19 protein-coding genes are annotated in these 24,470 nt (G+C 58.3%); all 19 read right to left on the minus strand.

Annotated elements, in window-relative coordinates; translation table 11 throughout:
- Position 1: 1 nt before the first annotated feature.
- Positions 2–2,032 (minus strand): phospholipase D-like domain-containing protein, encoded by a 2,031-nt coding sequence (locus KBY08_RS21115; protein WP_032657311.1) that lies wholly within the window; start codon positions 2,030–2,032, stop codon positions 2–4.
- Positions 2,033–2,082: 50 nt separating this feature from the next.
- Entirely contained in the window at positions 2,083–2,337 is a 255-nt protein-coding gene (locus KBY08_RS21120) for a PAAR domain-containing protein (RefSeq protein WP_003401893.1), read from the minus strand.
- A gap of 97 nt (positions 2,338–2,434) precedes the next feature.
- Positions 2,435–2,755, minus strand: a complete 321-nt coding sequence (locus KBY08_RS21125; RefSeq protein WP_024642643.1) for a hypothetical protein — start codon at positions 2,753–2,755, stop codon at positions 2,435–2,437.
- A gap of 35 nt (positions 2,756–2,790) precedes the next feature.
- A complete protein-coding gene (locus KBY08_RS21130; protein WP_024642642.1) occupies positions 2,791–3,216 on the minus strand; it encodes a DUF2628 domain-containing protein in 426 nt (141 codons plus the stop codon).
- 177 nt (positions 3,217–3,393) lie between these two features.
- A complete protein-coding gene (gene tssA, locus KBY08_RS21135; RefSeq protein ID WP_003343647.1) occupies positions 3,394–4,488 on the minus strand; it encodes a type VI secretion system protein TssA in 1,095 nt (364 codons plus the stop codon).
- A gap of 92 nt (positions 4,489–4,580) precedes the next feature.
- Positions 4,581–5,099, minus strand: coding sequence for an Hcp family type VI secretion system effector (locus KBY08_RS21140; protein ID WP_003318810.1), 519 nt, complete (start codon positions 5,097–5,099; stop codon positions 4,581–4,583).
- Positions 5,100–5,254: 155 nt separating this feature from the next.
- Complete coding sequence (gene tssM / locus KBY08_RS21145) at positions 5,255–7,747, minus strand: type VI secretion system membrane subunit TssM (protein WP_003401901.1); 2,493 nt, start codon at positions 7,745–7,747, stop codon at positions 5,255–5,257.
- A complete protein-coding gene (tagF, locus tag KBY08_RS21150; RefSeq protein WP_003401903.1) occupies positions 7,744–8,667 on the minus strand; it encodes a type VI secretion system-associated protein TagF in 924 nt (307 codons plus the stop codon). The genes tssM and tagF overlap by 4 nt, the downstream gene beginning before the upstream one ends.
- Before the next feature lie 31 nt (positions 8,668–8,698).
- Positions 8,699–12,625: a type VI secretion protein IcmF/TssM N-terminal domain-containing protein gene (locus KBY08_RS21155; protein WP_096127169.1), complete on the minus strand. Its 3,927-nt coding sequence runs from the start codon at positions 12,623–12,625 to the stop codon at positions 8,699–8,701.
- A 30-nt stretch (positions 12,626–12,655) separates the two neighbouring features.
- The gene (gene icmH, locus KBY08_RS21160) at positions 12,656–13,369 is read right to left on the minus strand and encodes a type IVB secretion system protein IcmH/DotU (protein WP_003318805.1); all 714 of its coding nucleotides are present in this window, start codon (positions 13,367–13,369) and stop codon (positions 12,656–12,658) included.
- Complete coding sequence (tssK, locus tag KBY08_RS21165; protein WP_003343637.1) at positions 13,366–14,709, minus strand: type VI secretion system baseplate subunit TssK; 1,344 nt, start codon at positions 14,707–14,709, stop codon at positions 13,366–13,368. The genes icmH and tssK overlap by 4 nt, the downstream gene beginning before the upstream one ends.
- Complete coding sequence (tssJ, locus tag KBY08_RS21170; RefSeq protein ID WP_080278131.1) at positions 14,706–15,461, minus strand: type VI secretion system lipoprotein TssJ; 756 nt, start codon at positions 15,459–15,461, stop codon at positions 14,706–14,708. The genes tssK and tssJ overlap by 4 nt, the downstream gene beginning before the upstream one ends.
- A 25-nt stretch (positions 15,462–15,486) precedes the next feature.
- Complete coding sequence (gene tssH / locus KBY08_RS21175; RefSeq protein ID WP_003401911.1) at positions 15,487–18,090, minus strand: type VI secretion system ATPase TssH; 2,604 nt, start codon at positions 18,088–18,090, stop codon at positions 15,487–15,489.
- The gene (gene tssG / locus KBY08_RS21180) at positions 18,087–19,157 is read right to left on the minus strand and encodes a type VI secretion system baseplate subunit TssG (protein ID WP_003318236.1); all 1,071 of its coding nucleotides are present in this window, start codon (positions 19,155–19,157) and stop codon (positions 18,087–18,089) included. Before tssG ends, tssH begins: the two co-directional genes overlap by 4 nt.
- On the minus strand, positions 19,121–20,953 hold the full coding sequence (tssF, locus tag KBY08_RS21185) for a type VI secretion system baseplate subunit TssF (RefSeq protein ID WP_003343627.1): 1,833 nt from the start codon (positions 20,951–20,953) through the stop codon (positions 19,121–19,123). Before tssF ends, tssG begins: the two co-directional genes overlap by 37 nt.
- On the minus strand, positions 20,953–21,435 hold the full coding sequence (tssE, locus tag KBY08_RS21190) for a type VI secretion system baseplate subunit TssE (protein WP_003318239.1): 483 nt from the start codon (positions 21,433–21,435) through the stop codon (positions 20,953–20,955). The genes tssF and tssE overlap by 1 nt, the downstream gene beginning before the upstream one ends.
- Before the next feature lie 27 nt (positions 21,436–21,462).
- The gene (gene tssC / locus KBY08_RS21195) at positions 21,463–22,965 is read right to left on the minus strand and encodes a type VI secretion system contractile sheath large subunit (protein ID WP_111522583.1); all 1,503 of its coding nucleotides are present in this window, start codon (positions 22,963–22,965) and stop codon (positions 21,463–21,465) included.
- Between the two features lie 14 nt (positions 22,966–22,979).
- The gene (gene tssB / locus KBY08_RS21200; RefSeq protein ID WP_003318241.1) at positions 22,980–23,513 is read right to left on the minus strand and encodes a type VI secretion system contractile sheath small subunit; all 534 of its coding nucleotides are present in this window, start codon (positions 23,511–23,513) and stop codon (positions 22,980–22,982) included.
- A 69-nt stretch (positions 23,514–23,582) separates the two neighbouring features.
- Positions 23,583–24,332: a hypothetical protein gene (locus KBY08_RS21205; RefSeq protein WP_003401916.1), complete on the minus strand. Its 750-nt coding sequence runs from the start codon at positions 24,330–24,332 to the stop codon at positions 23,583–23,585.
- Between the last annotated feature and the right edge of the window lie 138 nt (positions 24,333–24,470).

Below are 24,470 nucleotides of genomic sequence, written 5' to 3' on the forward strand. Positions count from 1 at the left end.
TTTAGTCCTTATTTGTTCTTGAAGCACTTTCTCTTCTGAACTCTGTTAAGGATGCCGTGGGGCTTGCCTTGTCTTTGGTTTTTTGACGAAGTGCTGAGTTGTAAACTGCAGTTTCGGTCCAGATATCAAATGCTTCTCCAATATCATCTCCGCTGCCCTTCCCATTGGAATGTATTCCCCATAAATGCTTGCGCAATGGCTTAGTCACAGCTGGATCTTCAACACAGATATTCAGCTCGCTGTCGACTTCCATACTGCGTGTGTTGATATTGCTTGAGCCTAATGTAGTAAAAACATCATCAATGATCATCAGTTTGCTATGAATGTAAACGTCCATCCATTCTTCGGGGGGCGAGTCAGGAGCGACCAAGGTACAAATCAGCACCTCAAGGCCTTCAATTTCTACCTTTTCCACAGTTTTTACACTAGCAGCAGGCAGTTTGGCTTTTAATTCACGGTACTCAGCTTCTGCCGCTGCGGCTGCTTTTCGCTGTGATTCCCACAGTTTACTCATTGCCGGATTGAATGAATTTCCGTAGGTGCCTTCAATAATGGTGATCTTGCCTTTGGCGGTATCATAACGCTCCTTGGCTTGCGCGACCTGAGCTTCCAGCTCTTTATTGCGCTCCAGTCTCGCAACATTAGGCATGAGTTCGGGGCGACCTAATTGTCTGAGCATTCGATAGGTGTTGATTGTTCCATCGCCCATTCCTTCTTCTGACGAGTTGGTAACGACAAAAAGATAAAGTGGGCCATGCTCAATCAAACTCCGCCCGTCTGCAAATTGACGACGGACATTTTCTTTGATTTTTTCCGCCAAAGGTGGCCAGCGAAAATACTGGTTCTCTATGTACATAAAACTGTTTGCATTGCCTGCGGCCTTGATATACATCTCCCTGATATCACGCTTATCTTCTTGAGGCTGAGTCCGCAGAACCTGAGCCATCATTTTAGGACCGAACCCATCTCTGGCTTTCAGCTGGTTTGCAATATGTTGTCTAGGTGTCAAAAGGTCAACGCCTGTTTCGCGCAACCACGCTTCAGTAAAGTTGTGGTTCAAGTATTCGAGTATCGGGCCGGTAACTCGGCTGGAAATATCCTGACGCGGAGTTGCGCCGTTGCGGCCCTCATGAGCTGGCATTCTTGTCGCGCTGTGATCATCCTTATCCCAATAGGCGTCCAATGAGTTGTGACCCATGACAAAGCCCACCGCAATATCCGGAACTTCATAGTCAATAAGCACCATTTTTTGATGGTGACTCGGTGCGACGAACATAGCCCCTGTACTTACGACCTTATTAGTTTTACTGCGATCTTGATCAAGTGCTCTCATTTGCAATTGCCATGCAATTTCCACACGGTCGGTGACGGAAAAGTCGCGAGTGACGAATTCTAAATTCTTGATTTTGAGAGATTCGTCGGTGCCCCACATCATTACATGAAAAAAGCGTTGACCTAGCTGGATAGGGCCAGTTTCAGCACCCGTGTAGGCGAGGCGGACCTGGCGATACCACATCTTGTCAATCTGGATTTGTTCCTTATCTCGATTCTGTTCGGCTTGCGCGCGCCTTTCTTCGAGCTTCTTGTTCACGCTATCAAGGCCTAGTTCTTTTGTAACCGAGTTGGCGTGAAAAAAATCATCAAGGCCGGGAATCCAGTTGCTGACGTTATCTCCTGGTGTAGTGTTTTCCAGAAATTGGCCCATGTGAAGTGAGTCAGACCAACAGATGATTCTTACTTGAATTCCGGCTTGGGCCTTAATCGCCAGAAGTTTTCCGATACACATAGAGCTTTTATCGCCACGCTTAAAATACATCGAAGGCTGAAACCCCCAGCAGACTATTTCAACACTCTTTTTGGCAACCATTATCGCATCGTACACCGCGCCGAATGCGCGCTCGCCGTTGACCAAAGGCTCAAAAGTGGCTTCTCTAGGGTAGTACTCGGTGTTGTGTAGAAACCACGGCATGTTGATGTTGCACGACATGTTTTTGCTGGTAGCGACCGGGGTGGTGATTACAGGTGTGGTCATGGTCAGGCTCCCGGTGCGTTGCTGCTGAGTGTTGTATTCATCTCTGTTCCTTAGAGGTCCACGGTGTCCTGCTGCGTTGCCATCAGCCGCGCACCACAGGAAATGAAATCACCTTCCCGGGCCACCGGGCGGCCGTCCACCAGCAGGGTTTCATCTCCGCTGACGATGGTCCCGATACCATGTGGGCAAGACACTCGGTCCCCGACCCGTGCCACGGCCAAACCGTTTATGAACATGCTGGGCGATCCCTCGAGGACCTGACCTGCATCGGAGGTAGGATCGTTGATCACGATGATTGGTCGCATATTGGCTTCCTTGTGAGTAATGGCTCCATGCCTGCCCAAATGAGAGGTAGGATTTACAAACGGCAGACTTCAACTGTGTGAGGCGAACGCCAGGAAGCTACAAAAATCTATCAAGCCTTGAGCGTCCTCTGGTTTTAATCATCAGTACCGCCATCATTATTGCCTGTAAAAAAAGATAGGCCGAAAGCCATAAAAACGTTTCGGTCTGGTCCGAATCAACGAAAGCAACGAGGAATGCATAGCCTGCCGCGGGAAATGATAAGCAGGTCGACATGGCGTAAGAAAACCGCGACACACGGTCAAGAGGATTGTTACGCCGAATCAACGAAGCAATGGTTCTAATCGGCGCGTAGACAGTAAAAAATCCCAGCGCTAAAAAAAACAGTAATACTGCTGTAATGGCTACAGGTTCAAACATTTAAATCTCCCTGAAATAGAATCCATGTGCTCGCATTACCAACGTATCCCCTCAAAGGGATTCCAGCTCTGCTTGCCTTTCACTTCATTGAGATAATAGGCATAGTTAGTCAGCTGCCCGTAGAGCGCGTTAAATACAAAACCGAGTGCAGAGCTGGCCTCTCTGGCGTAGCGAAAATCAAACATTTCCATCACGATGTCCGATGCGACGGACACCACTATCATGATCGCGATAAAGGACAGATTCTTCTTCCACAGCCCCATGATGAACAGATAAACCGGCCCAAAAAAGAACGCGAAGAAGTTGAAGTTGATTTTCATTTTTTTCAAAAAGGGCAGTTGCTTGAGCGCGGGTCTGAACCCCGGTGCGCTTGGGCCGCCGTGCGCTTCAAAAAAGGCGAAGCGTTCTTTCCATTTGTCGCTGTAATGGCCTGATGCGTTTACCGGGTCTGACGTGTTCATTCTCTAATCCCTGATGTGTGTGAATCCTGTGAATGGTCGTTCCCTGTTGCAGCGCTGGGTATGACACAAAATACGGGTAAATCATGGGCACGTCAGTCGTACAGACAGACTCGTCCTGTGGTGCGTTTCCTGATGGTCTGTACGCACGTTCATACAGACCGATCCTACGAACTGCCCTTACTGCTTAGGCTCTTTCGTACCCAGCACATCGCGAATGCTGTCCACGACGTTGCTGTCCTTGATAACGTCGTTCAGCCAGCCTTCCAGCGGCATGTTGCCCCACTTGATGGCGCGCTCGATGAGGTACGGGACGGGGCTTTGCGGTTCGGTGTTTTTGAAGAACTGTGCGATGCCGGCGAGCATGGTGAAGGCTTCGTCGCGTGTGGTCGGGGTGGTGCGCAGTGGTGCGGACGCGCTGTCCTGGCTGGCCTGGGTCATCACGGCACCTGCGGGTTGGTCGACGACGGTTTCGGGGGCGGCCTGAGCGGCGGCGGGGGCGGGGCTCAGTTCGATGCCGCGGTCCTTGAGCAGCTTTTCGGTCAGTTGCCCGGCGCGTTGCAGGATGTCGCTGAGGGTGACAAGGCTCGGCGCGTCGCGGCCGAACAGGGTGTCGGCAGTGGCCTGGAGCTGCTGGCAGGCGTACAGGCTGGCGGCGATTTCGCTGGCCTTGAGGCGCAGGTGGTCCGAGTCGGTGAGCACCACCGAGCGCTGGAAGATTTCGGCGTTGATCTTGCCTTCTTCAACAGCGGACTGCATGGCCTTGGGGTTTTGCAGCGCGAGGTTTTCAACGTGGCGTGACTCGTCGTAACGCAACAGGCCGAAGTTCTGCCCCTGTGTGATCGGCAGCCCGCCGACGACTTCGGTCAGCGTGGTTTTCAGCCAGGCCAGGCGGGCGGCACGTTCTTCTACGCCATCTTCCAGAGACGGGTACAGATCGTCCCAGAAGTTTTGCAGGATCCGTTCGGCCACGGTCAGGCCGAAGGTGATGCCGACGAAGTGGTATTTGTGCGCCAGGGCTTCACTGAGCCAGGCGACGAGCATCAGGTCCTTGCTTTGTTCGGCAAGGCCCTGTGCGGCCAACGTGATGGTCTGTTCCCAGTCCGAGGACTTGAGATCGGTTTGCCAGTCACCTTGGGTGAGGTAGTCGGGGTCTGCTCGACGAGCTTCCTTGACCTGATCGAACAGGGTGGAAAAGCTCAGGTCCTCGCCACTTCCCCCGTTGATGGGTGCCGTCAGATCGGCAAGCGAAAGGTCGTTGAGAAATTCAGACATAGTCAACTCTGATCAGAGGATAAAAGAACACCGTGCCTGGGCAGACACGGTGTTGAAGACGGGCCGCTTGCGCGACCCGATGTGTCACGGACTTATGCGAATACTTTGTTCGCAGTGCGGTCCCAGCCGCCAGTGACGTTACCGCCACCCTGGCCATCGGAACGGCTCTGCTGGGTGTAGGTAGTCTTGATGCGAGCGAAGTTGAAGCTGATTTCTTCAATCGGCAGATCGCTGACTGCGTTGTCTTCGCCTTTCTGGCTACCGCCAGCAACCGCCTTCACGGAAGACACAACCACTTCTTCCAGGTTGATGGTCAGGTAGGTCAGCTTGTCGCCGCCTGCACGGTTGACGTTCAGCTGGATCTTGGCGATGTGAGTGCCCTTGCAGCACGCTTCGAACAGCTTGGCGGAAGCCTTGTCCACAGACTTGCGGATGCTGAAGTCGCTCAGTGCAACGCGCTCGGACGAAGCACCGCCCGAAGAGCTTGCGGTCGCCGAGGTGGCCTGGGTAGCGCCGAACTCGTAGCCCAACACTTCGATCCAGTCCTTGTGCTTGTCGTCCAGAACTTCGCCTGGGATGCCGTCGATTTGGATGTATGCGTCAAATGCCATTTTCTGCTTCTCCTTCTTCATTTAAAGCCGTGGCGTCTGCGGACAGAACACGGCCCTTTTGATTAACCTTCCTGAAACGATCAAGAAAGGTTCTCTTGCCACGGCCAAGGTTTCATAGGGACAACCCGGGCTTCGGTTTGCTTGCCAACGCGCGATCAATTGAGCGCGCGTACTTCGATCTCCACGCGTCGATTCGGCTCAAGGCACTGAATCAACTGAGCTCTGGGTTGCTGCATGTCGCATTTGACCAGAGGCTTCTCGCTGCCTTCACCGATCGCGTCCACCAGCTCGGCGGGCACGCCCTTGCCGACCAGGTAGGTCTTGATGGTCTGCGCGCGCTGTTTGGACACCTGCATGTTGCTTTGCGGGTCGCCCAACTGGTCGGCGTGACCTGCAATCACGATCTTGCCGATGTTCGGTGTACTCAACAGCTTGCCGGCGATCGCGCTCAACTGATTTTGACCTTCGGTTTTAAGGCTCTGGAAATCGGCACGACCAAAGGCAAACAGCGTGTCCGATTCCAGCGTGATCGTTTCGATAGCCTTCAACGACTGCGTCAACAGGCTATTGATGTAATTACGCGAACTGGATGTCAGGAATGCGTTGTCGAGAATCCGTGGCACGTCCAGCTCGTGAATCTGATCGCTGTAGAAGTTGATCTGTCGGCTGGCGTACTCGTAGTCCTGATTGGAGCCTGCCTCGGCATTCGCGGTGATGGTCTTGCCGGTCTGACGCGCGATGGCCGGATACCAGTAATCAGGCATCTTCGCTTTCAGGAACGCCGGGTCAGCCTTTTCACGCTGGGCGCGCGACAACATCACGTAAGTGTCCAGCGTGGCCTTGCCGAAGGCAGCGATGGATTGCGCGCGGTTATCCGGCGGCAGCGCTTTGGGCTCGACACTGTCCACACCGGTGACCGGCATCAGGTCCTTGGCATTACGCTGGTAGACCTTGATGGTGGTCAGCAGGTAAAGCGAGCGCGTCAGGTTGTCTGCGGTCGGTTTGAGCATCACCGTTTCCAGACGGTTGAAATAACGCGTGCGCAGCAACGGCTCGACGTCATAGCCCCGGTAGAGACCCAGACGCAAGCGCAGTGGTACGCCCTCGTCGTGATGACGATCGTAGTAAAGCGAAGTCCAGAAGCGCATGCGATCCAGCGTTTGCCACTCGGTGTACTGCCCGGTGGCCTTGCTGTCCTCGGCTGCGGCCTGAGCGAGTTCGCTGGAGATGGACTGGATGTTGTCCTTGTTGTTCCAGTACGACCAGCCCCACAGACTGCACAGCAGCAACGCCAAAAGGCTTGCGCCACCGATCCAGGCGGCCTTGCGGCGACGCTCGCGGTGGTTGGTGGTGTACAGCGCCACCAGATGCTGATCGGGGATGATCACCTTGCGGAACAGGCTGTTGATGAATAGCGGGTGCGGCTGGACATTGCCATCGACAGCTTCCTGCTCGCTTTCCAGCTGGAATCGTTCGGTGACCTGGCGGGTATGGCCGCCCATCTCGGGCTGATCGGCGTCCAGTGCGCTGGTGAAGTAGAAACCGCGCAGCATCTCGGCGCTTTGATACGGGTTGGCGCGCAGCAGAGCATCGACGAACAGGAGCAGGCGCGGTTTCAAGGCTTCCAGCTCCAGCGGGAAGCGATACACCGCAGTGTCCTGACGAGTGACCTGGATGTCCTGAAGCACCAGTTGCTGGTTGGCGATCTGTTTCCAGTAATTGATCAGTTCTTCCATCGCCACACCGAAGCGCTGGCCCCAGTCGGCTTGCTCGAAGCCCTTGTGCGGGAAGGTCTTGCCCATCACTTCGCCACGCGCCATATCGTCAAGCTGGCGATAGAACGGCACGAAGCCCGGGACCAGGTCGCACTTGGTGAACACCAGATACACCGGCAGACGCACTTCCAGCAGCGCGTGGGTTTCCTGGATGCGCTCGCGCAGACGTTTGGCGATGCGCTCCTGATCCTCCACCGAGGATTGCAGGATGTCATGAATGCTGACGGTGACAATCAGGCCGTTGAGCGGTCTGCGCTGGCGGTGCTGACGCAGCAATTGCAGAAAAGCGCGCCATTTGCCGGCTTCTTCCTGATCGTTCATGTAGCGCCCGGCCGTGTCCAGCAGCACGGCTTCCGAGCTGAAGAACCAGTCACAATTGCGCGTGCCACCCAAACCGGCCACGCGTGCGCCTTCGCGTTCTGCGTAGGGGAAGTTGAGGCCCGACTGATAGAGCATGGTGCTTTTGCCCGCTGCGGGCTGACCGACCACCAGATACCAGGGCAGGGCGTAGAGCGCGTCCTTGGAGTTGCTGCCGTTCGGTTTGTTGCTTTGCAGGCGCTCGAGGCTTTGCAGCAGGCGCTCGCGCAGCAGGCTGACCTCTTCACGGTCCGCCGGGCTGGCGTTGAGCACCGCCTGATCGGCGTCGTCACGCAGCAGGCCTTCCAGGTTCTGGTGCTGTGATACGCCTCGATACAGCAACAGCACATAGGCTGCCGACAACAGCAGAAACAGGCCGATCCCCGTCAGCAGGCTGTTCATCGAGCTGAAGCCCAGGGCACGGCCGATGCTCCAGACGATAAAGATCGCCAGGAAAAAACAGACCCCTAGAACGTAGGGCTGGTAGCGCAAAAAGTAGTATTTGATCTTGTTCATACGGGCTTCAAATCCAGCACATCGACAAAGCGGTCGATAACGTCATAAAGAGGGCGGTCAATGTCTGGAAACACATGGCCTCGGTGGTGTTCGTCGAACGTGTCGAAGGGTGCCAGTACGTCATAACTCTCCGAATGCTCACTCACGCCCGTCACCACCCGGTACACGCCGGAGGTGTTGCGGGATGCAAAGCAGAACAGCCGGGGGCGCATGAAATCATCCGCCAGAATGCTGATCTGCGGCACCGCCCTGTTCGGTTCGATGCGTGTCAGCCAGTTGACCCACAGATCGGCTGTCGGGTTCTTCAAGCCTCGTTCTGCCGGCAGTGGCAGCGAAATACCAACGGGTGCCTTGGACGACGGGCGGCTCAGCGCCTGCAGCCTGGTGAGCACGGCGTTGCTGATGAACTCCGGGTAGGAGCTTTCCAGCGAGGTCGCGATGTCACGCAGGGTGAAGTTCACCAGAAACTTCTCATGCACACGCCTGAACAGCTCGAAGTCCTGCCCTTGCAGCGGTCGCAAGGCCCTGATGCGTTCGAACAGCACCGCCGTACTTTCGCCTTGCGCGGCCATGTGCAGCAGCGGTTTGATCTGCCCGGCGAACAGTTCGCTCAGGGTGAAAGGGTTCACAAACAGCCCGGCGTCACTGGACTTCACCGTTTGAAAGATGAAGAACGGATAACGCCGAGCGCTTGAGTCCCTGGAACTGATCAAACCGCCCACCAGCCAGTTGCCGCTGCGTGCCCGGTAGCTGAAAAAGCACACGGGCAATCGATCGAACAGCGTGCGCCAGTCTTCGCGGTGCTGCATGTCGGCGAGTGCGCCCTGCAGCCATGCATCGAACTCGCAAACATCGTCGCTGGCCCCGTGCAGGCTGACGAAATCTGCGCTCGCGGGCACTTTTCCGAAGCAGCCAATCATCGACCGCCCTCCAGATCCAGCATGTGCATCCTCACTTGGTCCGCCCATCGGTTGCGTTAAGCGCGCTCAGCGCCTTGACGTTGGCCAGGTCGGTCAGCTTCACGCCGCCATAGTTGCGCACCACCAGGCTGACCGGCCCTTTGGCCGTGTTCCAGCTGAATCGCTGCTGGATGCCGTCGAGGTCAGCGACGCGTGCGCTGTCGTTCATGCGCAGCAGGCCCCAGCGGCCGGTGTAGTCGAACACGGTAATGCGTTCGCCGGACAGGGTGACCACATCCAGGCGTGCGCCTGGCGCTGTGGTAGTGCCAGGCCACGAGAAGCGGCTCCAGCTGGTCTTGCCGTTGCGGTAGTGCTGCTCCTGGCCATCCAGCGTGAAGATGATATCGGTGAAGTAGGCCGACGGCTCAAGCATGATCTCGAAGCCGTTGTCGCGGTCCGAGAGGCTGGCGATGACTTCGCCCAGCGAACTGGCCTTGTCGATGTTGCTGACCATTTTCGGGTTGACCAGCGGCGCCGCCTTGGCCCCGCTGCCCATGCCGAGCCCTTCGCCATCGGACAGATTGCCGATTTCATTGCGCTTGAAGTTGGGCAGCAGGCCCGACTCCGGATCGACGAAACGCTGCAGGTCTTTCACCGAGGCCTCGTTGCGGCTGTCCGCAGCAATCGGGTACCGGTGAGCCATGACCTGTTCCCAGGGCTTGGCGACCTGTTTGGCCCAGGCTTTGGCGATCTGTTCGCCAGCCGGATCGCGCAGCGTTTCCCAGGCGAACTGAATCGGCAGGCTGAACAGGCTTTGCAGCGACGTGGAAAGCCCGCCCTGGCTGGTATCGACCGTGGTTTCAACGTAGTTGCGCACGTTGGTGACTTCGCTCGGCTGCCCTTCGAGGGTTTCGCTGATCAACTGCTTGCTGCTCTTGCCGACATCCTGCGAGCGCTGGATGTTGTTCATCCGCACTTTGAGCTTGCGCAGCGCTGCCAGGTAGCGATCCATGATGGTGCTGTCGGCGCCTTCGGCATTCTGTGTGGCGAAAACCCGCGATACAGGCTCGAAACGCTTGGCCAGACTGCCGTCATCCACCGCAGGCAGCGGCGAGACCAGTACGCTGGCGGCCGCTTCCTTGTTGTCGAAGATGCCGGTGACCTTGCCCCAGAAGCCATCGTCGCGCTTGACCCCGGTCTGTTGCGCCTCGCGAACTGCAGGGACGTCCCATTGCGTGTTGTCGTTGACTGAGGCCAACAGCAGCTTGACCGGCGAATTGCGCACGTCACTGAGCAATGACAACTGCTGCGTGGCGTTGGCCATGTCGCTGAAGCGACGTACGCCCACGCTGTCGATCATGGTGTACCAGACTTTCGTGTAGTCACGCTTGTAACGGGACATGAACTCACGGACGAAGTTGGCTTTCTGCACCACGCTGTCGCCGCCTTCACCGTCGAGCACCCAGTCCGATTCGTTACGCAGATTGCCGGACACCAGCTTGATCAGCTCGGGCTTGACGAACTCTTCCCAGCCCTGACGGGTGAAAATCGCAGGCACAGCTTCCGAACCGTACAGCAACTGACGACCCGGCATCGGCACCAGATCATTCAGGCCGATAGCGGGGAACTGACGGCTGGACTCCAGTTGCAGGCGCAGGTATTCACGGTCCACCAGCGAGCTGGAGATCATGAAAAACTTCAGGCTCTTGCGGGTCTCGTCGATCAACTGCTCATTACGCGGCATGGCCGGCGCGTCGCCGTTCTTGAGCAACTGTACATAGACCGGCGAGTTGTCCTCAATGACGTCGTCGCTGATCGGATTGGCCTCACTGGAGATATCCGCCCAGGCCACCGGCAACGCCGCGTTGACGAACTCGGTTTCCGGGTGCGTGGTCGGCTGAGTCAGAATCAGATAAAGCTTGAGAGCGTTGTATGACTCGATGATGGATGCCACCTGCCGTTCATCGAGTCGTCCGAGCATTTCCTCCGACAGCGACAGACCGCCCGTGGTGGCCGACAACTCGGCCGCATCGTTTGCGGTGGCCGGGTTACGCAGTGCGGCGATGGCCTCGCTGCGTGTCTGGCTGGCCGTGTTTCTCGCGGCGCCGGTCAGGCGATTGGTCACGTCGCCGGTGCTGCGCGGAATGCTGCTCAGGCTGGTCGGACGGCCTGCAGCGACGTTGCGAGCGCCACGGTCCAGCAGTTTCCGGCCTTGCGCACGCGCCTTGCCGGTTTTGCTGTCGGAACCTGCGGGGGCGGCCCCGAAGCCATACTGCGGGTCCATGGTTTTGGCGAACTCGTTGAATTCACGCATCTGCAATTGCAGTTTCAGGGTGATCGGCTCAAGCGCCTGGGTACGCAGTTGCTGCAAGTAGGCGGTCTGGGTGGCGAAGTAGATATCGTCACCACGGTACAGGCCGCCGCTGAGTTGCAGCGGTACGCCCTTGGTGCGGTATTTCTCGATGGTTGCCAGCTGATTGCGCAGCAGCTCCAGGCCTTGGCCCGAGGCAAGGCGTTGTGCCCGGTCCGGGGACTGCTCCAGGTCGTGCAACTGCTGGCTGATGTTGGCCAGCCACTCGCGGTTTTTCTGGAACGACAGGGCCTGCCAGCCGATGAAGGCCAGCCCGGCGAACAGCGCCGCAGCGATGACGATCGGGCCAATAGAGCGGTCGCGGCCATGCCGTGACTGGTACAGGGTCAGGTCACGGTCAGGGAAAATGACGCGGCGGAAGGTATCGGTGATGAAGTAACTGCGATCACTGATTTTCCGGTGTTCTTCTTCCTCTTCCTCCACTGCACCGTATGGCTTCGCCGGCCGCAGGACGAACGACTCCGACAGCTCGTCTTCATACACCGGTGTCAGTTGCTTGTCGGTTTGCAGGGCGCTGGTGAAATACAGGCCGCGCAGCAACAACTGAGTACCGTTGACGTTACTGCGCGCGAAATGCTGCAGGAACTGCTCGAGTATCGCCGACAGCTCGGCAAAGTAGTTGGGGAAGTTCAGCAGGGCGCTGTTGGCATCGGCACCCAGCGCGATGATCTGTGCATCGACATGGCGACTGACATGCGCCTGCAGGTTCGCCAGCTTGCGATCGAGCACCGTGCGCAGGCTTTCGGTGCTGATCTCGTTCAGCCCGAACGTCATGCCGAGCGGCTGCTGGCGCTCGTTCAGGTCCATGCCGTCGAAGGCCTGGTTGAATCCGGGCAGTTGGTCGGTCTTGGTCAGCATCAGGTAGATCGGTGGATTGGCGTCCAGGCAATCGGTGTATTCCTCGATGCGCGTGACCAGGCGCGCCCCCATTTCGTTGCGTTCGGCGGAAGAGGAGGCCAACAGTTCCGGCAGGCTGACCACCAGCACCAGACCATTGACGGCGGCTTTGCTGCGCTGCTTTTTGAGCATGCGCAGGAACGCCGCGAATTCGCTGGCGGACTGATCATCGCGAAGGTAGCGGCCAGCGGTGTCGATCATCACGGCTTCAGGGCTGAAGTACCAGTCGCAGTGCTGGGTGCCGCTTTCCGTGTCATTGGCGCTGCTGGCAATGCTGGCCGACAGGCCGGAGCGGGTCAGCAGCGAGGTCTTGCCTGCCGCTGACATGCCGATGACCAGATACCAGGGCAGATCGTAGAGCGCCGAGGAGCCGCCACCACCTGCCGAACGATCGGTGCGCAGCATGGCAATGGCATGCTTGAGGCGGTCGCGCAGCACTTGCTGATCACGGAACTCGCCGGTGGACTTCAGCGAGCGGTCAACTTCGATCTGAACCAGATTCTCGAGGTTGTGTTCGGTGCGAATCCGGCGGTATTGACGCAGTACGATCAGCAGCAGGTAGAAGGCGCTGATGATCGCCATCGCTTCGAGCGTGTAGCCTTGCAGCCAACTGATCCTTGGGGCGAAAAACCAGCAGACAGCCAGGCTGATCAGCCACAGTATCGGGACCAGGAACCAGAAACTTTTTAACAGGCGCAGTAATGTCTTCATGTCTTCCTGACTCGGTTACCTGATCGGGACTCAAGCATTGAACAGTTGGCTGATTTGTTCGGCCAACGCGGCCACGTCTTTGCCCAGCAACCAGTCAAGCGTCAGATAGACACCCAGGCATACGAGGGCGATGAGCACCAGGTAAAGCCATACCGGAACTTCATGGCGCAGCATTTGCGACACCTGGTCAGGCAATGCCCAGTCAGGCGACAGCGCCTTTGGCGTCTTGCGGTAGCGTGCGATGTCCTGGCCCAGCGTGTTGGCCAGGTAGCGCAACTGGTCCTTCTGACCCAGCCCGAATTTGCCTTCGAAACCCAGGGCCAGGCACAGGTGATACACCTCGAGCACATCCAGGTTCTTTTTCACGTCGGCGCGCAGCAGTTCGATTTTCTCGAAGAAGCCTTCGCCCGCCAGGTGAACCCCGAAATAACGGAACTGCAACGGCTCCATTTCGAAGTGGCGACGCATGTCGTTGTCGCCCGAACGCAGCACGCTCTCATCGAGGAATGCGCACAGTGCGTATTGGGCGTCCTTGACCTGTTCGACGCTGTAGTTGGCGCTGCGCGCCTGACGCTCCAGGTTGGCGAAAAAGGTATCGACGCTGGATTCGAAGGCAGTGACCGAGATCGCCTGGCGGCCGCGACGGACAATCAGCGCCATGGTGATGAAGTCACGTACCAGGTCTTTGAGCGTAGGTTTTTCGGTTGCGGCCGTAGCGGCACCTTGCATCACGGCTTCAGTCATTTAAGCACCGCCAACAGTTCGAGCTTGAGATTGGTAAACGCGCTGGGCGCGTAGAAGGAAATGGCCTGGGCTTCCATCATGCGTTCATACACGCGGCCATGCGGCTCGATGGAGAAGTAATGGTTGTCCAGGCGCACCGGAATGGCGTTTGGCAGACGCGTCGAGTGGTTCAGCGTGACGCCCGGCATGGCGCTGTTGACCACCACTTCGATGTCTTCCGGCGAACCGACCTTGAAGGCGCGCGGCACCAGTTCCAGCAGGCTGGAGCCGGGCATGTCGGCATGCACCGAGATGTAAAAGTCGGCTTCGGTAAGACGCGGGTCCAGCAACTGGCCCTGCCAGTACGAAGGCCGGACCTGACTCAGGTTGATGACGATGCACTGGTTCGGAATCACGTTTTCAAGCAGCAGACGAACCAGTTCGTCGAGCTTGACCAACGAGGCCGCCGGGTCCTGATGATCGTAATCGGGGATGTCGGTGAGCTGGGTGTCCAGCGAGAAGGTCAGCAAACCACCCGCCAGTTCCGCCAGAAACAGATACAGACGTTCCGGGTGCAAGCGTGGATGCGCCAGCAGGTGAGCCAGTTGCGGGTAGGCGCGGTTGACCGTATTCAGCAGCCAGAACAAGGTGACGTCGCTGGAGCCAAACTCGGCGATCTGGTCAGCACGCTCGCGGCGGCGGCCTGAAAGCGCCTTGCTCTTGGCTTGCAGCACGCTGATCAAACGCCTGCCGAGACCGACCAGCGTCTCGTGGGTGCCCACGTGCAGCGTCGGGTGCACAAAATGCGCATCCAGGTTGAAGCCGCCAATGCTGTTGCGTGCCAGTCGGGCAATCGGGCAGTAGCTGTAGCCATCCAGACTGTCGCCATCGACCAGCATCACCACGTTCAGGCGCAGGCTGGTGATTTCGTTTTCCAGATCGCCTTCGTTGAGGTCTGGCAGGGTGTCGAACTGTTTGCGAAAGCGTCGCGCGCTCTTCTGCTCCTGGCCGTCCTCAACGTAGTTCAGGCCAAAGGGCTCAGGCAGTTTGAGCGCCGCGTAGACCTTGATTTCTCCGCCTTTGAGCAGGTTTTTCAGGTCGCGGGCGGCAGGCAGCGGGTCGTGCTGCGGCGCGTCGTAAAGGCTGCCGTCCGGGAACACCAGCTTCAGACGCTTCAGTTGCAGGGAGCCTGTCGCCAGCGCCTCGACGTCGACTTCCAGCGTTTGCACGCCCCAGTGAAAGGGCGTGGAGCGCAGCGTCGACTCAGCAAGCTGATGTTGATGAAACTCATCCTGATATTGGAAATGTTGCGGCAAAAGGAACATGCCTTCCGACCACATCACGCGGCTTTGTTTACTCATTTGGCGCCTTCCAACAGAGAATTGAATTGTGAGTCGGCTGCCTTTTTGGCAGCACTGCCGGCCGAGTCCTGAACCTGCTGGACAGCTGCGTCCTGCGCGCGCTCGGTCATACTTTTGCCGGCGGGTTGTTCGGGAATCGAATTGGATTTGTTGAACTGCTCTTCAGTCTTGAGTTTGTTCAGCACGTCCACACCACGCACCGCGAGGATGTAGTTGTTATCCACCAGCACACGCACGCCGTCGGACGAGAACCAGATACCGTCCTTGCGCAGCGTGTTGGCGTCGAACGCGACCTTCCAGCGGCTGTCGACGTCGGTGCGGAAGAACGCCGCGATGCCCACATACGAGGCATTCGGGTTCAGCGGCCACTGATCGGTCTGGCCCATGCCAGGCAACAGAATCAGCTCCCGGCTCTCGACCAGCGTGTTGCCCAGAGCCTTTTGCGGATCCTCCCAGAGAGTGTCGGCGTTGATCGACTCGAAGCGCTCCAGAGAGGACAGTTGATAAACGCGCACCACCACCGAGAGCGGTTTGCCGTACTCGTCGGGGTTGAGCTGGTTGCCGCCGTCAGTCGTCAGGATGACCTTTTCATTGTCACCGAACATCATGTCGCCAGCCCAGGTGTCATCCATGCGCTTGGCGACACGGTCTGTCACGCCGCAGGCGGACAGAGCCATCATCATTGCCAGAACAGCCAGGCACCTTGCCAAGGCTGGCTTCGAGGAACAATTGCCTTGAAGTCTTTTATTCATTACGTCTTACCTATGGGGTGATCGATCAGGTCAGGGTGTAAGCGAAGTCGCCATCGCTGCCCAGGTCGATGGTCAGGCTCTGAATCGGCTTGTCCTGCGCCATCCGCTCCAGCACCCGCTGCGCGAGCTCCGGCATGAGGGTCTTGGACAGGATGTTGTCGATATTGCGCGCGCCGCTGTCGACTTCCGTGCAGCGCGACGCGATAGCCTTGATCAGCGCTTCGTCGTAACGCAGCACCGCCTGATGATTGCGCTCGAAACGCTTGCGGATGCGCTCCAGCTTCAGGCCGACGATGCGTTCCAGAATCGCGTCCTGCACCGGGTAATACGGCACGATGGTCAGGCGCCCCAGGAAGGCCGGTTTGAACACCTGATTCAGCTCGTCGCGCAGGCCTTCCACGATGTCATCGGGGGTCGGCTTCTGCTCGGTGTTCAGGCACCACTGCATGATGCGATCAGTACCGGTGTTGGAGGTGAGGATGATCACGGTATTGCGGAAGTTGATCTCGCGACCTTCGCCATCGTCCAACACGCCTTTGTCGAAGACCTGGAAAAACAGCTCGAGCACATCCGGGTGGGCTTTCTCCACCTCGTCGAGTAGCACCACGCTATAAGGCTTGCGGCGTACGGCTTCGGTGAGCACGCCACCTTCGCCGTAACCGACGTAGCCAGGCGGTGAGCCTTTCAGGCTGGAGACGGTGTGGGCTTCCTGGTATTCGGACATGTTGATGGTGATGACGTTACGTTCGCCGCCATACAGCGTGTCAGCCAGGGCCAGTGCCGTTTCGGTCTTGCCGACGCCGCTCGGGCCCAGCAGCAGGAACACGCCGATCGGCTTGTTCGGGTCTTCCATGCGGGCACGGGAAATCTTGATGCGCTTGCCGATTTCTTCGAGTGCATGGTCCTGACCCAGTACGCGTTCGCCCAGCAGCGCGGGCAGGCTCTGCACGGTGTCGATTTCGTCGCGCAGCATCTTGCCCAGCGGAATGCCGGTCCAGCCGGAAATCACTTCGCCAATCGTGCCGCCATCGACCAGTGCGTGGACCAGCGGTTGCTCGCCCTGCACGCTGGCCAGTTCGGCGCGTACGGCGGCAATCTGCCCGGCATCAGGCTCGCCGCTTTGCGGAACGCTGAGTGCGCCAAGCTTTTCGACCAGTTCCAGCTCGCGCTTCCACTGTTGCTCCAGCGACTCGCGGGTCTCCTGTTCGGCCTGCAGCTCTTCGTGCAGGGCCGTCAGACGGCGAGCGTGGTCGCTGCCCTTGGCGGTTTCCTGCTCCAGTACGGTGATTTCTGCGTTCAGGTTGTCGATGTGACGCTTGCAGTCCTCCAGCGCTCCCGGCTGTGCCGACTGGCCCAGGGCGACACGTGCGCAAGCGGTGTCGAGCACGCTGACTGCCTTGTCCGGCAGCTGGCGGCCAGTGATGTAACGATTGGACAAGCGCACGGCCTGCACCAGCGCTTCATCCATCACCGTGACCTTGTGGTGTTCCTGCATCTTCGCCAGCAACCCGCGAAGCATGTGGATGGCCTTGTCTTCGTCAGGCTCTTCGACTTTCACGACCTGGAAGCGTCGAGCCAGTGCGGCATCTTTCTCGAAATACTTTTTGTACTCGGCCCAGGTGGTGGCGGCGATGGTGCGCAGCTCGCCGCGTGCCAAGGCAGGCTTGAGCAGGTTGGCGGCATCGTTCTGCCCGGCTTGCCCGCCCGAACCGATCAGCGTGTGGGCTTCATCGATAAACAGAATGATCGGGTGCAGGCTGCGTTTGGTTTCTTCGATGACCGACTTGAGGCGGTTTTCGAACTCGCCCTTGACCCCGGCACCGGCCTGCAACAGCCCCAGATCCAGCGTGTGAATGGCGACGCCCTTGAGCACCGACGGTACGTCGCCCTGCACAATGCGCAGTGCGAGGCCTTCCACCACGGCTGTTTTACCGACGCCGGCTTCACCGGTCAGGATCGGGTTGTTCTGGCGGCGGCGGGTCAGGATGTCGACCATCTGCCGCACTTCGAATTCGCGTCCCAGCACCGGGTCAATGCGACCATCGCGAGCGCCCTGGGTCAGGTTGACGGTGTACTGGTCCAGGGCTGGTGTCTTGCCGTTGCCTTTGGTGGTGGCGCCCGTGCTGGCGTCGGCGTTCGCCAGTGGCTTGCTCAGCTTGGTCTCGGGGCTGCCCTCGACCAGCGCGCTCATGTTCAGGCGCAGGTCGTCAGCGTTGATCTTCTCCAGCTCCGGCGCCGAGCCGATGACCACGCGACGCAGTGCATCGTCATCCAGCAAGGCCTGCACAAGATGGCCGGTACGGATCTGTGACTGACCGAACTCGATCGATGCCAGCACCCAGGCCTGCTCGATCATGCGCGTGATGTGCGGCGAGAGCGCAGGCGTCCGCGTGTTGCCTTTTTTGAACGTCCCCAGCGCAGTGACCAACTGTGCCTGCAGGCGATCAGGCACCACATCGTAGTGGCGCAGGATCACTGGCAGATCGTTGTCGTTGTTATCGAGCAGTTGCAGCAGCAAGTGCTCGACTTCAACGTCATAATGGTTCTCCGACAGGCACAGCGCAGCAGCGCTTTCAGTGGCAGTGCGGCTCGTTTCGTTCAGCTTGGCGAACAGGGACTTCAGGTTCACAGGGAGACCCCATCAAAAGGAATATGGAAAACGGCGCAACGGGAAGGCTCCACGTCGACACCGGGGCGTTTGAGCCAGCCAAGCCAGCCCAGCGATACATTGCCTTGGCGACCCAGGCGGGCCACGGGTACAGCTTCGCGCTTGAGCTTCGGCGCAATCTGGAAGTCCAGTTCGGCACCGATGTAAAAACGCACCAGTTCAACAAGCTTCTGGTAATCCTCGGTGCCCGGCTGAAAGCGCTGGTATTCAGCCAGTTCCAGAGGGCCCATTTCGATACGTACACACGACTGATAATCCCAGACGCGATTGCCGGCCACGGCGCTTTGCCCCAGCACGGCGTTCTTGCGGCCCAGCTGCGTGCACTGGCTGCTGTCGAGCTTCAGCCAGCGTCCGGCGAACTGCTGGATCTTGAACGGCAGCGAGAAGTAAAAACTCAGCATGACCTCAAGGTTCAGGGCGTTGCGCGGCTTCTGCGCGAACATCCCCGAGAAGTAGCTGAACAGTTCGCGGCGCAGGGGAGACTCGCCCTTGTCGAACTTCTGCTTCAGGCCTTCTGGACCGAAACCCACCAGGTTGAGCAAATAACGGTCGAAGTTCGAAGTGCCGTTGCGCTCGTACTCGATGTAAAACTTGTACTTCTGCCACGCCTCGTAAAACAGCGTGGTCATGCGATGCGAAAAAATATCCAGAAACGCATGTGCAGCGTCGTCTCGATACTGAATATGTCGGTCGATCAATAGCTCGGTGTACGGGCGCGGCAGCACACCCGAAGGACCGACCAGGCCCATGAACGTGACCTGCACTTCGGACAGCGGCAAACCTGCCGCCGAGAGCTTGCCTTCGCGTTCGAACTGCAGGTCGCTGACTTCACTGGCCGGGAAGTTCAGCGACAGCTGCGAACGAAAGCGCAGAGGGTCTTCGTGCGGCCTGGTTTCCAGGTCCATACGCCCGTTCCTGCTGTAGTGCAGGCGAAGCAAACGCACCAACTGGAAAAATTCGAATCGGTGCGGCTCAGCCCTTGCCTGGTCGATCAGACCAGGGGTTGATCGCCTGTTCGCGGGGGCCATTGGACCACTCTCTTTTCGCGCTGCAAGGTGCGAAGGGTTAATTGGGTAAAGCTGTTCATCGAGCAGTACTGACCAAAGAAGTGATCAAGCACCATGCCGAACAGGAACACGCCACTGCCGGTGTACTGGCTTTCATCGAACTTCAGCGTGATGCCGACGCCGCGCACGAAGTTCGGCCGCGGATGGCCGATGCGTGCCACGACCGGCTCGCTGCTCACCGAAACGATCCCGTTGATCTGTTTGCGGATCGCCGACACGTTGCGGTAGTTGTAAAGCGACAGCAGTTCCAGCAGCACCTCGCGTCCCTTGGAAACCAGCGACATGTGGTTGAGTGACAGGTGCGAAATAAGCCGCCAGATCACGCCGTTGCCCAGCGGCACGCGCACCGTCGCCGTAGGCTTGCGCAGGCAGCGGATGTCCTTGATCACTGAGTTCGACGGAATGTTGAAATCGCCGCGCTCGCCGCCAAAAGGCAGCATCAATGGCAGGTCGCGATTGCTGCACGTCAGACGGATACTGAGCGTGTCGTTGTTGGAATCGATCAGTTCCAGATCCCGATCCACGACCCGGATGAACATGTTCGAGCCATCGCTTTGCCGGCTCTGCGTCGGCCGGCGCCGGGCGATCCAGAAACTCTGTCCCGGGCCTTGATCGCCGCGTGGTTCGAAGAACGGATGGCAGGTGCCGACCTGGTCGTTGCCATTGATCTTCTTGACCCGGCGCACGCGATCGATCGAGACCACTTCGGCGGAGCTTTGCAGGCGCACATCCGGCGTGACAGCGTATTCATGCTGGACGTGGGTCAGCTTGATCGGCTCGGCCTGCTGGCGGAACAGGTTGATGATCGGCGTGCAGTTGAGCTTGAAATTGTTGCGGCTGACGTTCTGCGTCAGGCGCGCCAGACGGTCCGTCAGGTCGTAGTCGGAAAAGTAGAAATTGATCTCCACTTTGCCGATCTCTTTGCCCGCCAGAATGCGCGCAAAGCCCGACAGGTCGAAGAACATGAACTTGTCCGGGAAGGTGAAGTACTCGTGCAGCAACCGATAACCGAGAAACGAACGCTCCGAGTAATCCACCAGCCCTTCATCCAGACCGTAACCGACAGACTTCAAGGCACCGGCGGGCAGCACCACTTCGCGAGTGCGGCCTTCGTCTTCGAAGGACAGCGTGGCCTTGGCCAGGTTGTTGAACAGCAGCTCATACAGTTGATGCATGAGCGTGCTTTCGCCATCGAGGAAAAAGCGCAGGCTGTCCATTTCCATCTTGCCGAACAGCACGTCGGAGGTGGCCGTCAGACCAATGCGCAGACGTGCAATCAGGTCTGCGCTGTGGCCGTTGAACGCCGAGCGTTCCATTTCGATGAACGACGCGCTCTGCACGGCAATCGGCCATAGCTCGACCGGGTAGCACGTCCGGAACTTGCACACGATGCCGTCCACCGGATTGGCATGCAGTTCGGTGTGTCGCGCCACACGATAGGACTCGGTGACCTTTTCCTGCTTGCCCATGTTGAACTCGACGATGGACATCGACGGGGTAGGGCGCAAGTAATGCGGGTACAGCACCTCGAGGAACGACTCGACGATTTCCGGAAACTCATCATCGAGCTTCTTGTGCACGCGAGCCGAGAGGAACGAGAACGCCTCGATCAGGCGCTCGGTATGCGGGTCCTCGCAGTTGTCGCCCTCAATCAGCAGTCGCGAAGCGATCTTCGGATATTGAGCGGCAAATTCCTGGCCCAGAAAGCGCAGGTGCGAGAGTTCCTTCTCGTAATAGGGCAGCAGATCGTCGAGCATCAGTTGAGGTTCTGCACTTTGTATTCCTGAGTGTTGACCTGCAGCACGGCGTCAAAGGAAACCTGACGCGAAATGTCCTGCAGACGCAGTACTGCGTCCACACGAAAAGTCAGCATGCGTTGGCCGGTCTGTTGTGCAAGCAACTGGACTTTCACGCTGCGAAAGCGTCGGTCGCCCACCGAGATGGCCTTTTCCAGCTGGCGCTGGATCAAAAGCCGGTCCTGTGGGTCGAGCACGCTTCTACTGGTGAAGTCGGGCATACCGTAGTCGAGGATGGTGCCGCTCAGATTGGCGAAACCTTCCAGCTCGCCAGCGACCAGAGACTGGCGAGTGTTCACCAGAATCTCCAGGTCACGCACGATGCTGGCCTTGTAATCGGCCAGCGAGCTCAACCGTTGCGATGACGATTCCACGGACTGATGCGGACGATCGTCGAGCAATCGATCCAGCAATGAAGGCAACAGCTTGTGTTGACTACTCATGTTGCCTCCCTGGCTAAGTGACGGACGTTAGCCGCGTGTCGATTGCGGCAATTCGGCGACCAGACGCAGCGATGCCGTCAGTTCATCCAGTTGGTAATGCGGACGCAGGTAAGTCACGGCCTTGTAGACGCCAGGCTTGCCAGGGACTTCGAACACTTCGGCACGCGCCTCGCGCAGCGGGAACTTGGCCTTGGCTTCCTGGCTGGCGGTGTCATCCAGCAACACGTAGCTGGACAGCCACTTGTTGAGGAACAGCTCGACATCCTTGCGCGATGCAAAACTGCCGATCTTGTCGCGCATGATCGCTTTCATGTAGTGAGCGATACGCGAGGTCGCGAAGATGTATTGCAGCTGCGCCGACAGACGCGCGTTGGCGTTGGCAATGTCGGTGTTGTACTGCTTCTGCTTCTGGGTCGACTGGGTGCCGAAGAACGCGGCATAGTCGGTGCCTTTGCAGTGCACCAGCGGAATGAAGCCGAGGTCCGAGAGCTCTTTTTCGCGACGGTCGGTGATGGCGATTTCAGTCGGGCATTTGAGCGCGATTTCACCGTCATCGGTCTTGAAGGTATGAGTCGGCAGGCCTTCGACCAGACCACCGCCTTCCACACCACGGATCGCCACGCACCAGCCGTAGCGGGAGAATGCGTCGGTCACACGAGTGCCCAGCGCGTAGGCAGCGTTCATCCACAGGTATTTGTTGTGGTCACGGCCATCGACGCTTTCGACGAAGTTGAATTCTTCGACAGGCGTGGTATCCGGGCCATACGGCAGGCGACCCAGCACGTGCGGCAGGGTCAGGCCGACATAGCGGGAGTCTTCGGAGGCGCGGAACGACTTCCACTTGGCGTATTCGACGGTGTCGAAGATCTTCGCCAGGTCGCGAGGGCCGGCCATGTCGGTGAACGAGTCCCAGCCGAACAGCTCAGCCGATGCAGCCGAAATGAACGGCGCGTGGGCGGCAGCTGCCACGTGGGAGATCTCTTCCAGCAGGTACATGTCTTCCGGGCTGCGGTTGAACTCGTAGTCACCCAGCAGCATGCCGAACGGCGCACCACCGAAGGTGCCGTACTCTTCTTCGTAGATCTTCTTGAACAGTGCGCTCTGGTCGAATTCGGACGATGCCTTGAGGTCACGCACGAGGTCTTTTTTCGACGCGTTGAGCAGGTGGATCTTCAGCGTGGTGCTGGTCTCGGTCTGGTCAACCTGATACTTCAGGCCGCGCCAGGATGCTTCCAGCTGCTGGAATTCACGGGCGTGCATGATTTCGTTCATTTGCTCGGAGAGCATCGAATCGATCTCGGCGATGCGCGCGTCGAGCACGGCAATCAGGTCCTTGCTCGGCGTCATCTCGCCTTCAAGTACCTGGGCCACCAGTTCGCCGATCAGATCGCGGGTACGGGTGCGCTCGGTTTCGGAGCGTGCAACGCGGCTTTCGGAAATGATGCTGTCGAGCAAGGAAGATTGCGGGGCGAGGTTTTCCACTTCAACCAGAGCGCTGTCCTGCTGAGTCACGGGTTGCTTATCGGTCATCGTCAGGCTCCTCCTTACTCTTTGCTGTCGGTGGCGGGAACGGCGGCTTCACGGCCGAATTCCTTGCCCAGGGTTTTCAGCTTTTCAGTGTTCTGCAACACGTCCATCAGCAGCTCTTCAAGCTTGTCGTTGCCACCCATCTTGTTACGCAGGTCAGCCAGCTTGTTACGCACTTCCAGCAGCTTGCGCAGCGGCTCGACCTGACGCACGACGTTCTGCGGCTCGAAGTCTTCCAGCGCATTGAAGTTCAGCTCGACACCGAGTTGCGTGCCGTCTTTTGCCAGGGTGTTGTCGACGCGATACGCCAGGCGCGGCTTGATGCCTTTCAGGACGCCGTTGAAGTTGTCGCGGTCGATGAAGATGAACTTGCGATCCTTGAGCTTGGGCAGCGGCTCCAGCGGGTTGCCGGAGAAATCGCCCAGAACGCCTACAACGAATGGCAGCTCTTTCTTTTCCTGAGCATCGCCGATGTCCACGTCGTAAGTGATATGGACCCGAGGCGCGCGAACGCGGTCAAGTTTGTGCTGGGTACTTTCCTTCTTCGCCATCGTCATCTCCTGTGCGAGCAACTCGCTGCAAGTCGTTTGCGTACCGGGCCTGTGGCAGGCCGGGCGCGATTAGAGTCCTTCAATCGTCAGCAAAAGACGCTGACGGATTTCATCGTTCATTTCCAGAATGTTTTCGTATCCGACCAATTCTTCGAAGCTGGTATTGCCTGCAATCTGCGTGCTGTTGCGAATCACCGATTCATCCGGCAGTTCGGAGCGAACCGGCGAGCTGATCACACAGAACGGCAGGTCGCCGAAGTCTTTCAAGCGCTCGAAACTGACCGGGAAGCGCAGCCCTTCGAACAGGCGGCTCATGCCCGGCGACTTGCTCAGGCAGTAGAACAGCACCAGATAATGCACTACATAGCGATACAGCTCGGCGCTGCTGCGATTCGGGTCTTTGATGACCTTGCGAAACTGCGCCAGATCGAACGAGTTGAAGCCCACCACCCAACGCACCGGACTGGTGATGCGAATGGTCTGCCCGCTTTGTGACAACACCATGTCGTATTCGAGCGGGAACAGCTCGGGTGTCGTGCTGATCAGGTTCAGGGGCACTTCCAGTTCATTGACCAGCTTGAACGGCTCTGCCGAAGCAATGCGGTCATAGAGCTCCTTGAGCTCCTTGAAATGGTGCTGAGTCTCACGGCCGCTGCTGCGCTGCGCGCCCTGCAGGTATTCACCGAAGAATGTCTGCGGGCGTATCAACAGCGCGAGGGTCGACAGATAGTCGGACGCCTGCACCTTGAGCGCGTCGGAGATAGCGCGCGTCTGCTTGCGCAGCTTGATCAATGCTTCTATATCGAACGTCTGAGTCATCGGTACATCGTCCTTGAACCCTTCACGACCGTTTCCCGGATCAGGCCGGGGGACGGGGAAAAGTTGCGAATTGCTCGACTGCACACCTGCTCATGAAGTGGTTTTGCCATGTGTGTCACTGCGAGACACACCGCCACA

It is taken from the genome of Pseudomonas sp. P135 (assembly GCF_020312125.1).
Taxonomy (GTDB): domain Bacteria; phylum Pseudomonadota; class Gammaproteobacteria; order Pseudomonadales; family Pseudomonadaceae; genus Aquipseudomonas; species Aquipseudomonas fragariae.

Excerpts from the sequence above, each read along its gene's own strand:
- tssC (WP_111522583.1), bottom strand. The coding sequence starts at position 22,965 with ATGACCGATAAGCAACCCGTGACTCAGCAGGACAGCGCTCTGGTTGAA.
- tssK (WP_003343637.1), bottom strand. The coding sequence starts at position 14,709 with ATGAGTAAACAAAGCCGCGTGATGTGGTCGGAAGGCATGTTCCTTTTG.
- tssA (WP_003343647.1), bottom strand. The coding sequence starts at position 4,488 with ATGTCTGAATTTCTCAACGACCTTTCGCTTGCCGATCTGACGGCACCC.
- KBY08_RS21130 (WP_024642642.1), bottom strand. The coding sequence starts at position 3,216 with ATGAACACGTCAGACCCGGTAAACGCATCAGGCCATTACAGCGACAAA.
- tssB (WP_003318241.1), bottom strand. The coding sequence starts at position 23,513 with ATGGCGAAGAAGGAAAGTACCCAGCACAAACTTGACCGCGTTCGCGCG.
- KBY08_RS21115 (WP_032657311.1), bottom strand. The coding sequence starts at position 2,032 with ATGACCACACCTGTAATCACCACCCCGGTCGCTACCAGCAAAAACATG.
- KBY08_RS21205 (WP_003401916.1), bottom strand. The coding sequence starts at position 24,332 with ATGACTCAGACGTTCGATATAGAAGCATTGATCAAGCTGCGCAAGCAG.
- tssF (WP_003343627.1), bottom strand. The coding sequence starts at position 20,953 with ATGCTCGACGATCTGCTGCCCTATTACGAGAAGGAACTCTCGCACCTG.
- tagF (WP_003401903.1), bottom strand. The coding sequence starts at position 8,667 with ATGATTGGCTGCTTCGGAAAAGTGCCCGCGAGCGCAGATTTCGTCAGC.
- KBY08_RS21155 (WP_096127169.1), bottom strand. The coding sequence starts at position 12,625 with ATGAAGACATTACTGCGCCTGTTAAAAAGTTTCTGGTTCCTGGTCCCG.
- KBY08_RS21120 (WP_003401893.1), bottom strand. The coding sequence starts at position 2,337 with ATGCGACCAATCATCGTGATCAACGATCCTACCTCCGATGCAGGTCAG.
- KBY08_RS21140 (WP_003318810.1), bottom strand. The coding sequence starts at position 5,099 with ATGGCATTTGACGCATACATCCAAATCGACGGCATCCCAGGCGAAGTT.
- icmH (WP_003318805.1), bottom strand. The coding sequence starts at position 13,369 with ATGACTGAAGCCGTGATGCAAGGTGCCGCTACGGCCGCAACCGAAAAA.
- tssG (WP_003318236.1), bottom strand. The coding sequence starts at position 19,157 with ATGGCCCCCGCGAACAGGCGATCAACCCCTGGTCTGATCGACCAGGCA.
- KBY08_RS21125 (WP_024642643.1), bottom strand. The coding sequence starts at position 2,755 with ATGTTTGAACCTGTAGCCATTACAGCAGTATTACTGTTTTTTTTAGCG.
- tssM (WP_003401901.1), bottom strand. The coding sequence starts at position 7,747 with ATGAACAAGATCAAATACTACTTTTTGCGCTACCAGCCCTACGTTCTA.
- tssJ (WP_080278131.1), bottom strand. The coding sequence starts at position 15,461 with ATGAATAAAAGACTTCAAGGCAATTGTTCCTCGAAGCCAGCCTTGGCA.
- tssE (WP_003318239.1), bottom strand. The coding sequence starts at position 21,435 with ATGAGTAGTCAACACAAGCTGTTGCCTTCATTGCTGGATCGATTGCTC.